The organism is Enhygromyxa salina (assembly GCF_002994635.1).
Lineage (GTDB): Bacteria > Myxococcota_A > Polyangia > Nannocystales > Nannocystaceae > Plesiocystis > Plesiocystis salina_B.
Window position 1 is genome coordinate 20,506 of record NZ_PVNL01000041.1, and the last position, 14,060, is coordinate 34,565.

The 14,060-nt window shown below is 67.5% G+C and carries 11 protein-coding genes; 7 read left to right on the forward strand and 4 right to left on the reverse strand.

Translation table 11 applies throughout. The features are described from left to right. Positions 1–219: 219 nt before the first annotated feature. On the reverse strand, positions 220–1,056 hold the full coding sequence (locus ENSA7_RS08670; protein ID WP_146157482.1) for a metallophosphoesterase: 837 nt from the start codon (positions 1,054–1,056) through the stop codon (positions 220–222). Between the two features lie 133 nt (positions 1,057–1,189). Here ENSA7_RS08670 and ENSA7_RS08675 point away from each other — a divergent pair, with 133 nt between their 5' ends. After that, positions 1,190–1,465, forward strand: a complete 276-nt coding sequence (locus tag ENSA7_RS08675) for a hypothetical protein (RefSeq protein ID WP_146157483.1) — start codon at positions 1,190–1,192, stop codon at positions 1,463–1,465. After that, entirely contained in the window at positions 1,462–2,988 is a 1,527-nt protein-coding gene (locus ENSA7_RS08680; RefSeq protein WP_106088751.1) for a sodium:solute symporter family protein, read from the forward strand. Before ENSA7_RS08675 ends, ENSA7_RS08680 begins: the two co-directional genes overlap by 4 nt. 29 nt (positions 2,989–3,017) lie before the next feature. Here the strand turns inward: ENSA7_RS08680 and ENSA7_RS08685 are convergent, their stop codons facing one another. Continuing rightward, entirely contained in the window at positions 3,018–4,013 is a 996-nt protein-coding gene (locus tag ENSA7_RS08685) for a hypothetical protein (protein ID WP_106088752.1), read from the reverse strand. Positions 4,014–4,074: 61 nt separating this feature from the next. On the opposite strand from ENSA7_RS08685, the gene ENSA7_RS08690 reads away from it, so the two are divergent. Continuing rightward, positions 4,075–5,526: a hypothetical protein gene (locus ENSA7_RS08690; protein WP_146157484.1), complete on the forward strand. Its 1,452-nt coding sequence runs from the start codon at positions 4,075–4,077 to the stop codon at positions 5,524–5,526. A 31-nt stretch (positions 5,527–5,557) separates the two neighbouring features. Here ENSA7_RS08690 and ENSA7_RS08695 read toward each other — a convergent pair whose 3' ends face one another. Beyond that, entirely contained in the window at positions 5,558–6,508 is a 951-nt protein-coding gene (locus ENSA7_RS08695; RefSeq protein WP_181233485.1) for a nucleotidyltransferase domain-containing protein, read from the reverse strand. A gap of 746 nt (positions 6,509–7,254) precedes the next feature. On the opposite strand from ENSA7_RS08695, the gene ENSA7_RS08710 reads away from it, so the two are divergent. The 4 genes from ENSA7_RS08710 (at position 7,255) to ENSA7_RS43405 (ending at position 12,351) form a co-directional block, all read left to right on the forward strand. Beyond that, positions 7,255–9,177, forward strand: a complete 1,923-nt coding sequence (locus tag ENSA7_RS08710) for an IgGFc-binding protein (protein WP_181233487.1) — start codon at positions 7,255–7,257, stop codon at positions 9,175–9,177. 205 nt (positions 9,178–9,382) lie between these two features. Then, on the forward strand, positions 9,383–10,831 hold the full coding sequence (locus ENSA7_RS08715; RefSeq protein ID WP_181233489.1) for a formylglycine-generating enzyme family protein: 1,449 nt from the start codon (positions 9,383–9,385) through the stop codon (positions 10,829–10,831). Between the two features lie 180 nt (positions 10,832–11,011). After that, positions 11,012–11,509 (forward strand): hypothetical protein, encoded by a 498-nt coding sequence (locus tag ENSA7_RS43400; protein ID WP_181233491.1) that lies wholly within the window; start codon positions 11,012–11,014, stop codon positions 11,507–11,509. Next, positions 11,506–12,351, forward strand: a complete 846-nt coding sequence (locus ENSA7_RS43405) for a fumarylacetoacetate hydrolase family protein (protein WP_181233493.1) — start codon at positions 11,506–11,508, stop codon at positions 12,349–12,351. The genes ENSA7_RS43400 and ENSA7_RS43405 overlap by 4 nt, the downstream gene beginning before the upstream one ends. Before the next feature lie 6 nt (positions 12,352–12,357). On the opposite strand, the gene ENSA7_RS08730 is transcribed toward ENSA7_RS43405, so the two are convergent. Next, positions 12,358–14,055, reverse strand: a complete 1,698-nt coding sequence (locus ENSA7_RS08730; protein WP_106088758.1) for a hypothetical protein — start codon at positions 14,053–14,055, stop codon at positions 12,358–12,360. Positions 14,056–14,060: the final 5 nt, after the last annotated feature.

A 14,060-nucleotide genomic window follows, 5' to 3' on the forward strand; every position in this document is an offset into this window, starting at 1 on the left:
GGAAATGCGGGCTTTTCGCAGACCCTCCAGAGCATGGCCCAAAATTATATCGGCGCCAGTGGAGCCGGAGACCTTGCCGGAGAGCGTGGATGCGAAGCGTGCGAGAGAGGTCGGCACGAATATCCACGCCGACGATCACTCGCCATCGCGGACTACGTGAAACCGATTGTTGGGGTTACAGACCAAACGAGCCACCAATCGAGCTGAGCCAGCCAATGATCAACCTCGAAACCTGACGCCGGAGCGGTCACGCCGTAAGGTTAGGAGCCCGACCTCGGGCCGTGACGCGACACGCAGCGGACTGACGGCCGCGCCAACGCCATGCGTGACGTGGAGCCATGGACCGTCCTGATCGTAGCGACACAGGCCCCTCAGGTGCCGAAGTCCGTGCCGCGCCATCACGGCGTCCGTCATGCCTGGCACATAGATCTGGCCGCCGTGCGTATGGCCGCTGACACACAGATCCACGTGTTGTCCGAGCTCGAGCAGCTCGCCCACGCTCTCGGCTTGGTGGGCCAAGAGCACGCGGGTGCCGAGCTCGGGGACGCCACGGATGGCCTCCGCCGGGCGATGGCGACGGGTCACGGGATCGTCAAAACCGATCAGGTGCAGCGGCGCACCACGTAAATTCAGCGTGTGGTGGCGGTTGTCGAGATGCGTGTAGCCGATGCCTTCGAGCTCACGCGTGACCTGACCGGCGTCGACCAAATGGTCGTGGTTCCCCAGCACGAAATATGTGCTGTCGACCGGAAGGCCCGTGAGTAACCTGCCGAGTCGAGCGAGCGGGGCCGGCCGACGACTGGCGAAGTCACCCGTGAGAAGACACAGATCCGGCGTCGTCGAGGCGAGCAGCTCGACCGCGTTGCGGATCCGCTGATCGGGCGTGACGATGCCAACGTGAACGTCGCTGACGTGGCCGATCCGCAGACCGTCGTGGTTGGGATCGAGCTGGGAGATCCACACCGTCCACTCACGCAGGCGGACCTCGGTGTCCATCCCGACCACGCGCCGCACCGCCTGCGAGCTGCGCCGAACGAGCCGGGATGTACTTGTCACCCGCGAGGCAGACACCCTGACAACATGCCTGTCCTTTCTGCTCGCGCAACCCAAGCCCGCATTCTCGGACGCGCAGGACCCACTGCGCAGGCGAACTTTGCCGGCCAGCCGCGTGTGAGGTTAGCGTGGCGCGGTGACCACATCCCGCTCGAAGTGGGCGCTGCGTCTGTCGGTGCTCTACTTTGCTCTGTCCGCGGCCGCGCTGGTCTGGCCGATCTACCCGTGTTTGGGCAACCGCATCGAGCCGCGCGTGTTCGGGCTGCCGTTCTCGCTGATCTGGGTGTTGGGCGTGATCCTGTCCAACTTTGGGGTGCTGGCGCTGCTGTATGGCCTGCGCCTGATCGATGCGGACGAGGCGGATCAGGCGGTCGAGCTCGAGCAGGTTGATCAGGAAGGGGTGGCGTCATGAAGCCGCTCGCCGCCGGGATCGTGTTTGGCTACCTCGCCGTCGCGCTGGTCGTGGGCGTGCTGGCCGGGCGCAAGGGCAAGGGCGGGACCGACGACTTCGTCGCGGGCGAGCGCGCGTTTGGTCCCGTGGTCATGTACTTCGTGGTCGGGGCCACGATCTTCTCGGCGTACGCGCTGCTCGGCACGCCGCAGCGGGTGATCGCCAAGGGCTCGGACGCGTTCTACGTGCTCGCGTTCGGCGCGGTCGGGTTGGTCCCGCTGTTCTTCTATGGTGCGCGGGTCCGGCGGATCGGCGCCCGCGAGGGCTTCGTGACCCAGGCCGAGCTGTTCGCCGCGCGGTTCGAGAGCCCGAGCGTGAGCGTGCTGATGGGCAGCGCGACTTTGCTCGCGTTCGTGCCGTACCTGGTGATCCAGCTCAAGGGCGCGGGCGTGGTCATGCACGCGGTGACCGGCTGGCCCGAGCAGCTCGGCGCGGGGCTGGTCTACGCGGTGGTGCTGGTCTACGTGCTCGCCGGCGGCGTGCGTGGGGTCGGCTGGACCAACGTGATCCAGGGCGTGGTGATGCTGATCGCCGTGTGGGTGATCGGGCTGTGGCTGCCGACCAAGCTGTACGGGTCCGTGGGCGCGATGTTCGATCGCGTGGTCGCCGAGCACCCCGAGTACCTCACGCTGCCCGGCCCCGAGGGCAAGACCCCGATCGCGCGCTACAGCTCCGAGATCATCATGTCGATCCTGGGCTTCGCAATGTGGCCGCACATGTTCATGAAGTGCTTCACGGCCCGCAGCGCCCGGCTCGTGCAGCTCTCGGTCGTGTTCTATCCGACCTTCTTGTTCTTCATCTTGCCGCTGTTGTTCCTGGGCTACGTCGCGCTGCTCGCAGGCGGCCCGACCGACGACTCGGTGCTGCTGTGGCTGGTCGACCTGGTCTCCGGCGAGGCGGCGCACCCGGTGCTGTTTGCGTTCCTGGCGTTTGCGATCCTGGCGGCGTCGATGTCGACCGGCGACGCGCTGCTGCACGCGGGTGGATCGATCATGGTCCGCGACGTGCTGCTGCCGCTCGAGTCGCGCCCGCGGGTGCGCGGGCTGCTGGCCCGGCTGCGTGGCGGCCAGCATCAGAGCCTGCGTGACCTCGACCACGCGCAGACCCGAGCGATGCGGGTGGTCGTGGTGGTGCTGGCGCTGGTCAGCTGGTTGATGCTGGGCAGCGCGGGCGGGACCTCGGTGGTGGATCTGTTGCTGTTGGCCTACGCGGTGCCGCTGCAGTTCCTGCCGGTCGTGATGTTGGGGCTGTACTGGCGGCGCGCGAACGGGGTCGGTGCGCGCGCGGGGCTGATCGCCGGGTTGGGGACGATCTTCACGCTGTTCGTGATCCAGAAGGTTGCGCCTGGGGTGGCGGCGATGATCAACCCGCTCGAGCTGGAGATCGGGCTGATCGGGCTGGTCGTCAACGTGGTCGCCATGGTGGGGTTCTCGCTGACGGGGCCGCGCCCGAGCGCAGCGCTGCTCGAGCGCTTCGAGCTGTGAGTGGACGACCCTGGTTCATCCCAACTTCCTCACATCCCAAGGTCGGCGCGGTTGCGATAGACGACACCCCCGAGCGATGTGGCCATGGCAAACACGAACAAACAGCCGACTGGCCCCCGGATGAACGCCCCGAGCAGGCCGAGCCAGACGCCGGCCGTCGCGTTCCAACACGCCATGCCGACCAGGAGCGCGACGTAGAGGGCCGCGACCTTCAAATACTCCATGGGGATTCGCGCGACGATCCGTAACCACAAATGAGGTGCGATCGCGGCCAGCCCGGATTGACTCGCATACACGGCGAGCGCCGCCGCGGGCACCAACATCACACCCAATATCGCGGCTGCGAGGACCAGGCCCCACGTGCCCAGATAGTATGCGGCCAGGACCGGCGGCAGCAGACCCACCAGCGTGACCATGAGACCGCGACCAAAGCTACGGAACAGATTGTCGCCCAGTCCATGTGGCAAGCCGGGGCGGCCCTCTGCGCAGTGATCGAGTATCACGAAAAATGCCCCGGCGAGGGCGGCGTAGTGCACGATGAGGCCAACGAGCCCGAGCAAGGCACCTAGGAACATGAGCAGCAGCGGCAGCGTCAGGGCGACCGCGGAGACCATCGCATCGGTCGATAGCACCCGGCTCAGATCGTCGCGCATGGTGACGTGGGCCGGCGCGTTTGGCTGGGCAGCAGTCCGCTGCAGTTCGGGAGCCGGGTGGGCTGGGCGAGACTGTGGGGGTGCAGGTGTGACGGGGATCAGGCCCCCCGAGCGCACAAACTGGACAAACGCGGTCGCGGCGGTTCGTGCGGCCCTGGTCCGATTGTCCGACTCACCAAGTGTGACGCGGGCGGCGACGAAGGCCTCGACATCCTCGACCCCGAGTTGGTCGAGCGGACGCCCGGCTGGTTGGCTCAAAAAGGCCGTGACCAAGGCGCGATACGGAGGAACATATGCAACATCGATTCCACGATGCTGCGTGAGATCCGTGAGAAAAGCCTCCACGCTCCTGGCTTGGTCCCACTCGGTCATCGCGGGACGCTATCACGACGGCGTCGGGGGTGTTCCCGCCGCAAGCTGGTAAGGTCCGCCGATGCGCTCCGCTACCCTGACCCTGTCGCTTCTGACCTCGTGTTCGCTCCTCGTGCTCGCCTGCAACGACGACGGGGTCGCCGACGCGACCTCGAGCCCGTTCGAGACCACCGGCGACGGCGATGGCGATCTCAGTGAGAGCGGTGAGACCAACAGCACGGGCGATGGCGATGGCGATGGCGATGGCGAATCCGGAGATGGCGATGGCGATGGCGATCCCGGAGATGGTGATGGAGACGGTGATCCGGGCGACGGCGACGGCGACGGCTGTCAGCCCGACCCCGAGGCTTGCGAGCCCGACTTCGTCTGTGACGTGATCTCGGGCGAGTGCGTGGATCCAGACGCGCCCTGCACCCTCGCTGGCGACGCGACAGCCTGCGGCAATTTCAACTGCGGGCCGGGCTCGGTCTGCGACGACCAGGGCGGGTGCATCCCGATCGCGCCGTGCAACGCCGTGGCCTGCGAGGGTGACCAGTGCTGGGGCGACAGCTGCGTGTGCGATCGTCCGATCCCCTGCACCCCAGCCAGCGAGGCCGATCTCAACGGCCCGTTCGCAACCGACATCTTCGACCTCGAGTTTGCCGATGACTGCACCGCGTGGATGGTCACGCTGCGCAGCGGCACCGACTACGTGCGGCGGATGACCGTGGACGCGACGCTGACCCAGTGGGACGGCGTCTCCAACCTCGACATGGGTGAGGTCAAGGTGCTCAAGGCCCTCAATCCCCAGTACCCGGCCGCGCCGCTGGTCGGCGACATTCGTAGTCCGGCCGGTCCGCCCATGACCGACGGCGGGGACATGCTCGGTGAGGTTGCGATCACCTACACCTGCTGCCCGACCTGCGGCTGCTTCGTCGATCCGCCGCAGGGCGTCGCGCGGCTGATTGAAGGCGCGATGGTGCCGCTGCCGATCGTGCTGCCCGGCATGCCCACCGAAGGCATGAACGGACCATTTGGCAACATCGCGGCCGATGCGGGGCCGATGGGGCTGACCTGGGGAGATGATCTGCGCCTGTACGTTGGCAACTCGGAGGCCAACGGAAATTTGGACACCGCGGACCTCGACCAGCAGACCCAGGAGTTCTTGACCATGTTCGAGTCCCGGGTCACGGCAGCGGCGCCGCTCACCTCCGTGCATCTGTTGATCGCCCTCGATACCGGGGAATTGCTGCGGTTCAACACCGCGCTGAATGAGGCGACTCCGGTGATGGACTTCGAGTCCGGGATCACGACATTGAGTCACGACAGCTTCTCTGGGTTGGTCTATGCCTCGCTGTCGGATCTCTCGATCGTCGCGGTCGATCCGTTCAGCGCCGAGGTGACCGACTTTGGCGTGATGCCCGCGCTCGGGCGTGTGACGGTGAGCCCGGACGGAAAGCTGTGGTGGGCGCCGGCGAAGTACATCGTTGGCGACATGCCGCTGTCGACTTGGGATCTGCCTACGAGCTTTTGACGGGTGTGGCCGCGACGAGTGATGTGATGGATTAGAACACACCATAGCGAGTAATTAGATCGCGCAGCGCGGCGTCTTCCTCGAAGAAGAGCCGATGCACGCCGTCGTCCTGGAATCGCCGGGCGAGCCGCGAGACGTCACGAAATACCTCTGATTTGCCGAGGTCGTCGACGCTCAACCCACGCAGATGATCACGCCGATCAGCGTCGTCGAGCACCCCGAGGAACGCGTCGTAGCTGTCGAACAGCGCGCGCGCCGTGGCCGGCTGCACGCCTGGCCGCAGGCAGACCGCGGCGAGCGTGTCGAGCGGGCGGCAGCGGACCCGCCCGAGCATGAAGTCGACCAGCCGCGCGGGGTCCGGGCGGTCGTCGGCGCCGATCAGCGTGGCCTTGTCGGCGTGCAGCTCGAGCGAGAAGCAGGTCAGCAGCCCGCTGATGTAGATCAGCTTGCGCGACAGACGAAGCTTCACATTGCGCAGCGCCCAGCCGTCGCTGCGGTGCTTTTGCTTGTCGACAAAGTCGATCGTGACGGTCCGCCAATAGCGGGCGATGTCGTTGAGCAAGACCCGCGGGACGAGGTTCGTCGCGCGGCTGTAGAGCAGCCCGCGATCGTCCTCGACGTAGCGCTCGATCACGAGCCGCAAGACCCGCTCGTGCGCCTCGGATCGGCCGATCGCCGTAGACTCGAGCAGCAACAAGATCCGCTGGGTGGTGTTGCGGTTGGTGTCGTCTTGGCCGCCGATCTGATGCAGGATCGGATAGCTCGAGACCATGCTGCCAAACACGCCCGATGGGCCGGGCGCCTTGACGCTGGCGTCTTCGAGCCGGGTGTAGAGGTTTTTCACGACCTTGTGGTGATCCTTGTCGGTGGGGCCATCGAGCAACAAGGTCCAGTCGAGGTCACTGCCGGACGTCAGCTCGCCACGCGCGAGCGAGCCGAACGCGACAAATGAGGTGTCCTGCGGAACCGCTGACGCCAACACCGAGACGAGCCGGTCGTGCTCGACACGCGAGGCGCTCTGAGCCGCCCGCAGATGCGGCCACTCGCAACCGAGCTGAGCCGCGAGAGTCCACAGTGGAGAGGAAGTGGGCGCCACAGCGGCGAGTATATGACTCCGATATCATGACCCCCAGATCGGCGCTGCACTTCGCCGACTGCAGCCGCTGGCGCGTCTGGTCGCTTCGCTCCTCGGGGCGAGCTGTACGCATGGGCATGTGTGGCCCCCTGGTAGGGGGCTCGTTATGACCCCAGATCGGCACTGCACTTCGCCCGCTGCAGCCGCTGCGCGTCTGGTCGAGGCTTGGTTGTTCGCAGGTCGCGTTGGGTTCACGATGAGCGGCGCGCGCTGGCACGGCGCCGCGTCTTGATCGCGCGCTGGCACGGTGCCGCGTCTTGGTCGCGGCTGGCTTGACCGGGTCGGGCTCGAACAGCAGATCGATCAGCGTTGCCAGCGTCGCGTCCTCGACCGCCGTGCGCTCGAAAACAACCACCAGTTGAGCGTCGCGCCCAACACTCGGAACAGCAGCGCCGAGTCGACGCCCGAGCGCGGCGCTGCTCGAGCCCTTCGAGCGTTGAGGACCGCTGCGTGAGCAAACGATGGGTCCTGGAGCGCCCGCACCCGCCCGGGCGGGCGCGGGCGCGCTCGGGTAGAGCGGCACGCCGCATGGTCCTGGCCACCAGGATCAACTGACGGATCCGTCCCATCCGGTTTCTGATAGCGTTGGAACCATGAAGCTCCGTGATGAGTCCTACTCCCGTTCGCTGTTCGTCGTCAGCGCGCTCTTGATTGGCGCTTGCGGTGGAGATGACGTCTCGTCGAGTGCTGACTCGCTCGACTCGCTCACCTCCACTGCCGGAACCACCTCGGGCGAGAGCGCGGACGAGAGCGCGGGTGAGAGCATGGGTGACGGTGACGGTGACGGTGACGGGGATCCGGGGGACGGTGACGGGGATCCAGGGGACGGTGACGGGGATCCGGGTGACGGCGACGGCGACGGTGATGGCGACGGGGACGGCGACGGCGATGGGCTCTGCGCCGACGGAGAGATCATCTGCGAGGACGGCATCGCCAAGACCTGTGACGGCATGGGTGGGTTCAGCGAAGAGGTCCCCTGCGCCGACGAGTGCTCGGCAGATCTCGGCGGCTGCGTACTGTGTCTCCCGGGCACCGGCTACTGCGACGGCGACATGGCGTTCTCCTGCGACCCCGACGGCATGGGTCACACCATGGACGAGTGCGACAGCCTGCAGGGCATCATCTGCGATCCCGGGGACGGCGAGTGCGGCGGCAACTGTGACCCGGATACGCTCGGGTCCAGCTACATCGGCTGCGACTACTATCCAACGATTACGCCCAATCCGCTGCTGGAGAACTTCAACAGCTTCAGCTTCGCGGTCGCGGTCGCCAACACGACAAACGTCGACGCGAACGTGACGGTGACCCGCGGTCAGAACCAGATCTCGCAGACCATGGTCGCGGCCAACAGCGTGCAGATCATCACCTTGCCGTGGGTCGACCAGCTGCGCACGGGCGGCAACAACAGCGGGGTCAGCAAGATCGTGACCGACGGCGCCTACCGACTTCGCTCGACCGAGCCGGTCACGGTGTACCAGTACAACCCGCTGCAATACACCGCCAACAACCAGTTCTCGTACACCAATGACGCGAGCTTGCTGCTGCCGTACAACACCTGGCGCGACGAAGTCCGCGTGGTCGGGTGGAACCACTTCAGCTCGGCGCCAAACTGGTCGGCGTTCTACGCCGTGGTCGCGGCCAACGACGACACCGAGATCACGCTCGGGCCGTCGGCGACCGGTCAGTGGGTCAAGGCTGGCGCTGGCGTGCAGGCCAACGGCACGGGCAACGTGACGCTCGACTCCAGCGACGTGCTGATCGTGTTCACGGCCAACGCCAACCAAAACGGTGCCTCGTACTCGGATCCCTCGGGCACGCTGGTGAGCGCGACCAAGCCGGTCCAGGTGATCGGCGGTCACAGCTGCGTGTACATCCCCGAGAACACGGGCTTTTGCGACCACATCGAGGCCTCGGTGCCGCCGCTCGAAGCGGTCGGCAAGGAGTACTACGTCACGGTCCCGCTGATTAACCCGCCCAACTCCACCAAGGCCCGCATGATTCGCGTGATTGCGACGGCGCCGAACACCACGGTCACCTACACGCCAGCGGTCAACGGCGCGCCGACCATGCTCGCCAACGCTGGCGACGTGCTCACGATCGCCGCGAACTCGCAAGACTTCCGGATCAGCTCGGACGAGAAGATCCTGGTGTCCGAGTACATGCAGGGTCAGGCCGCGGGCGGCAACAAGGGCGATCCGGCGATGACGCTGGCGGTCCCGGTCGAGCAGTACCGGACCAACTATCTGATCCACGCGCCGACCAACTACACGAACAGCCTGGCCAACATCGTCGCGCCGGACGGCGCTGAGATCACGGTCGACGGTGTCGCGGTCAACAACTGGACGGCGATCGGGGCCACCGGCTACTCGGTCGCGCGCGTGGTGCTGTCCAACCAGGGCGACGGCAACCACGAGCTCGACGGCAACAGCGAGTTCGGCGTCCAAGTCTACGGCTACGGCCAGTACACCAGCTACTGGTACCCGGGCGGCCAGGACCTCAACATCGTCCCGCAGTAGCGCGCCAACTGGGTTGGCACGCGCGGGCGACCACCTACGCGCGTCGCCCGGTCGGATCATGCCCAGGCCCGCGGGTGCCCTCGCAGCGGCGATCAACCCGCTCGCGCTGGAGATCTCCCGCCGGGCTTGTCGGCGACGTGCTCGGCATGGTCATCTCCTCGCTGACAGGCCCGCCACGCGCGGCGCCGCGCAACCGCTTCGAGCCATGACTTCGACCCGCGTCACCCTCGTCTCCCTCGCGTGCCTGGCATGTCTGCCCACCTCGATCGGCTGCGCGCCGCAGGACGGCGGGCCGGAGCAGCGCCACGCCTACTACGACGAGCCCCACCAGTTCCCGGTTGGTGTGCCCTACGCGGGCCCAGAGATCGAGACCGACACACCCGAGGCAGTGGCGAGCGCCGACGAGTGCGGTCGCGGTCGCGGCATCGATGCCGAGGGCAGCTGCGTTCGGCTGGTCACCCGTGAGCACGAATTTGGCGGGATGGTCCAGATCCCCGCGGGCGCGTTCATGCGCGGCGACATCCCCTCGCGCTACGACGCCGGGCCCACGCGCGCGCGCGCCTATGCCCAACACGCCGGCCAGCCGCTGTTTCAGGACAACCTCCCCAGCTACTGGATCGACGGCTACGAGATCTCGCGGCAGGCCTACGCCCAGTGCGTGGAGGACGGGACCTGCACGCTGCCGCAGTGCCTCGACGGCACCGACGGCAGCCCCACCGAGGCGCAGATCGGCACCGCGGATCTCGGCGCGTTTCCGCAGACCTGCGTGAGCCACGATCAGGCCCAGGCCTACTGCGAGTGGCGCGGCGCTCGGCTGCCGACCGAGGCCGAGTGGGAGTACGCGGCGCGCGGACCGGAAGGCTGGATCTACCCGTGGGGCCACGAATTCCGCGACGAGCTTGGGCTCGCGCTCGGGCCGGTCGGGTACGATCCGCTCGACATCAGCTACTTTGGGCTCAAGGGGTTCGGCGGCAACGCGATCGAGTGGGTCGCGGACGCGTACGAGGACGACGCCAACCTCTCGCGCTACCTGGGCGGGACGTTCCGGCTGCCGACCGGGCCGCTGGCGCGCGCGTGGGCGGCCTGGAAGCAGGGCTTGTGCGGCGGCGAGGCCTGCGAGCTGGGCCAGCGCTACGTGGTCAAGGGCGGGCGCACGGGCGCGCGGGCGGGCGCCTGGCAGATCGCGCCGGGGCAGGCGATCGTGACCATGCCAACCAGCAACTTCGAGGGCGATCGCGCGATCGCTCAGCACCCGCGGCTGGGGTTTCGCTGCGCGGCCGACCTCGAGCCGGACCAGCCGAGCCTGACGGTGCCCGTGCCCGCGGTGCCGCTGCCGCTGTATCGCCAGCAGGGCGACTTCGACATGTTCCTGGCGGTCGCGGAGGTCGTGAACCGCGAAGAGGCGATCCGGTTTTGCAGTGTGCTGCGGGCGCCCGGGGATCCCGAGGAGCTGCCCGAGGGTGGCAACGGGTGGCGGCTGCCGACGCTCGAGGAGGTCCGGGCGGTGGCGCTGTGGTTTGGCGGGCCCGGGCCGTTCTGGGCGGCCGACGGCGCGATCGAGCAGACCTACGTGGACACGGAGACGGCCGAGTGGGGCCCCGTCGAAGCCGCCGATGACGAGCCGCTGATGGCTCGCTGCATTCGCAGCCACTGAGCAGGGATCAGGCGCTCGGGTCGGACTCGGCTGGACGCGCGGAAGCACCTACTATCTCGGGCGATGCTCAGGGCAACGCGAGAAACTGTTTTCAGCTCGGGCGAGACTTCTCGCCCGCTTGCGGACCGCGTTCGGGGACTGGTTCAGCTTGGGAAGCGGACTGGTTTCAGTGTGGGGGTGGTGCTGACGCTCGCGGGGTGTCCGGGGCCCAGCGGCGCGGCGGACACGGCCGCGAAGACGGCAACGAACACGGCAACGAAGACCGAGGCCGAGCCGGCGCCTGCAGACAAGCCCGAGCCCGTGGCCGCGCCCGAGCCCGAGGCGAACGACGGCTTCAGCAGCCTCGAGCCTGCGGCGCCTGGACCCCTGCCGGCCTGGTTCAGCGTGGATGCGTTCGAGCACGCCAAGGTCATTCGGCAAGACGAGCGCTCGAGCCCGCTGCCGACCGGCCAGTCCGCGACGATGATCGTGCTCGAGCTGACCGCCGGGACCACCCCTGCGCAGTGCCTGGAGGCCGCCAAGACCAAGCTGGGCGAGTCGATCTCGGAGCTGCCCGAGCCCACCACGACGCCGCAGGGCTACCTGACGATCAAGGGCAAGACGAGCGAGTACGAGTACACGGTCGTGTGTGGGATCGCCAAGGCCACGCCAACCATGTTCCTGAGCGTGGTCCAGTGAGGGGGACCCAGGCCGCGCTGTGGCTCGCGCGGACGCCCGAGGGATCGTGGCGGTGTCGGACCAGCGGCGAGGCGCCGGGGCCGAGCACGGCGTGGGAGCCGATCGCGGATCCCTTTGGTCACGCGAGCGCCGACGCGAGCGATCCAGCCACGCTCGCGGGTGAGGCCGACGCCCTCGGTCCGGCGCGCACGCTGGTCGGGCTGCGGCTGCTCCCACCTTGCTCGCCGCAGAAGGTGTTCGGGATCGGGCGCAACTATCGAGCCCACGCGCACGAGCTCGGCAACGAGGTCCCGACGACGCCGCTGTGCTTCTTGAAGGCGCCGTCTTGCCTGATCGTGTCCGGCGACGCGCTGGCGCTGCCGCGTGGGTACGAGCGGATCGACATGGAGGCCGAGCTGGTCGTGGTGGTCGGCCAGCGAGCGCGCGCGGTCGCGGCCGCCGACGCGTGGCAGCATGTCGCCGGGTACCTGCTCGGCAACGACGTGTCGTGCCGGGATCTTCAGCATCGTGACAAGCAGTGGACGCGGGCCAAGGGTCTCGATGGGTTCGGGCCGGTCTCACCGTTCATGCGGCTGGTCGCGCCGGGCTGGTCGCTGCCGGTCAGCGAGCTCGAGATCCTCGGGTATCTCGACGACGTGCCCGTGCAGCGAGGGTGGGTGGCCGACATGATCTTCTCGATCCCCGCGCTGATCGAGCACCTGTCGGAGGGGATGACGCTCGAGCCCGGAGATCTCATCTTCACGGGCACGCCGGCCGGGGTGGCGGCGCTCTCGCCTGGGCAGGTGGTTCGCGTCGAGCTCGCCGGGCTCGACCTCGGGCGGTTGGTGACGCCGATTACCTGAGCGGGCTCATGAGCCGATGAGCGGGCAGTCGAGATCGGCGCAATCCGAGAGCTCGCAGCTTGCCGAGATCCGTGTGCCGTCGGGTGTGGGGACGCCATGCCGACGAACGAGCACAAACTCGAGATTGACATGTTGATCCGCGCACTCGTCGCTCAGGTTGTCGTTGGGGTCGGCGGTCTGGCTTCCGTCGGGATCGACGAGTGACACGTAACAGACGTCGACCCCGGCGGGGAGCTGATAGGTCTGGGTGTCGGGGTCGATCACGTAGCTCCCGTCGGCGGCGCGCTCACATGCCTGCACGCGCTCGGTGTCGTCGTTGCCGGGGGGATCTTGCTCGATGACGCAGCTGGGCTCGAGCTGGGGGGTGGAGAGGTCGGCATCGGCGACGCAGCGATTGAAGCAAATCGGCTCGAACTGAGCGGTGATGCGCTCGCCGAGATCGGCGAGCGTCGCCGAAAAATCGTCGTCGCAGATCGAGTACAGACCCAGCGGATCGATCGCCTCGGCGAGCGCGCGCATGCGGACCGGGGGCACAGCTGCCTGTCCGTCGGCGCCGGTACAGCCGGGCCCGATCCCATAGTCGAGCTGGTATTCGGCGTCGCTGGCCTCGGCGTAATTGACGGACCAATTTTCACCCGCACCCTCGACGCCGCCGATCACGGCCAGGATCAGCTCGTTCTCGGCGTCGAGCTCCTGCTTTTGTTGCTCGAGCCCTTTGAGCAATCCGACGTAGCGGCTGAGCGGATGCAGCACGGCTTGTGAGTCGCTCGAGATCTCACCGTTGATGTCCTTGTTGGTCGGCTCGCAGCCGTCGTAGCCGCTGGGGTCCCCCGTGCAGCTGACCCCGGCGTTCCAGCACACCGCCGAGCTCGGAAACTGCGCGGCCGGGTCCGACCAGAACACCTTGTTGCCGTCTTGCTCGAAGATCTCGGCGAATGACTTGTTGTAGGAGCAATCGGCCTCATCGCTGAGCACGACCACGGCCAACACGGCGTCCGCCCGCATGAAGCCATAGTTACCAGGCTCGTCGGGGGTCTGGGCGCGGATCAGGGCCAGGTACATGGACTCGAGCGGGGACTCGAAGCCGCAGCCGTTGATCCCCTGCGGGGCGAAGCACCGAAACGCGTCGACCGGATCGGTCGTCGACGGCAGATTGCTGACCCCCTCGACGCGCTCGATCCAGCGGCGCGGCGCGGGCGTGTCGTCGACCGCGGTGGTCGTGGGGGAGATCGCCAGGTCGTCGCTGAGCAGCGAGCACTGGTCACTGCAGGCCAGATCGCGGACGTCGAGGTCGAGCGCCGCGTTGCTGAATTCGTCGAGCCTGGTCGTGCACGAGCTCAGCACGAAGTTGCCGGCCTCTGGGGTCGTCGCGCCCGGCGGACACCAGGGGTTGCCGCTGTCGGTGGTCGTGAACGCAATCCGGTAGTTGGCCTGCGCGGCGTCGAGCCTGGTGAACAGCTCGGCGATTGCGTCGTTGAGCAGGACCTGGGCCTGGGCCATCGTCGCGGTGTTGTCGATCACGAACAGGATGTCGACGTTCCTGGAGTGCGAGAGCTGCGGCTGGATCTCGAGGCGAAACTCGTCACCGCACAGCGGGGGCGTGGGCGCTTGATCCGTCGGGTCCCCGCCGGGGCAGGCCGAGAGCGCAAACGGAGCGAGGATGAGCGCGCTCGCAGCCGCGTAACGCAGCAAGGAGTGAACCATGGGGT

What these genes read in the sequence shown, in the direction of transcription:
- ENSA7_RS08680 (WP_106088751.1), top strand. Translation starts at nt 1,462, where the DNA reads ATGAAGCCGCTCGCCGCCGGGATCGTGTTTGGCTACCTCGCCGTCGCG.
- ENSA7_RS08685 (WP_106088752.1), bottom strand. Translation starts at nt 4,013, where the DNA reads ATGACCGAGTGGGACCAAGCCAGGAGCGTGGAGGCTTTTCTCACGGAT.
- ENSA7_RS08690 (WP_146157484.1), top strand. Translation starts at nt 4,075, where the DNA reads ATGCGCTCCGCTACCCTGACCCTGTCGCTTCTGACCTCGTGTTCGCTC.
- ENSA7_RS08710 (WP_181233487.1), top strand. Translation starts at nt 7,255, where the DNA reads ATGAAGCTCCGTGATGAGTCCTACTCCCGTTCGCTGTTCGTCGTCAGC.
- ENSA7_RS08715 (WP_181233489.1), top strand. Translation starts at nt 9,383, where the DNA reads ATGACTTCGACCCGCGTCACCCTCGTCTCCCTCGCGTGCCTGGCATGT.
- ENSA7_RS08730 (WP_106088758.1), bottom strand. Translation starts at nt 14,055, where the DNA reads ATGGTTCACTCCTTGCTGCGTTACGCGGCTGCGAGCGCGCTCATCCTC.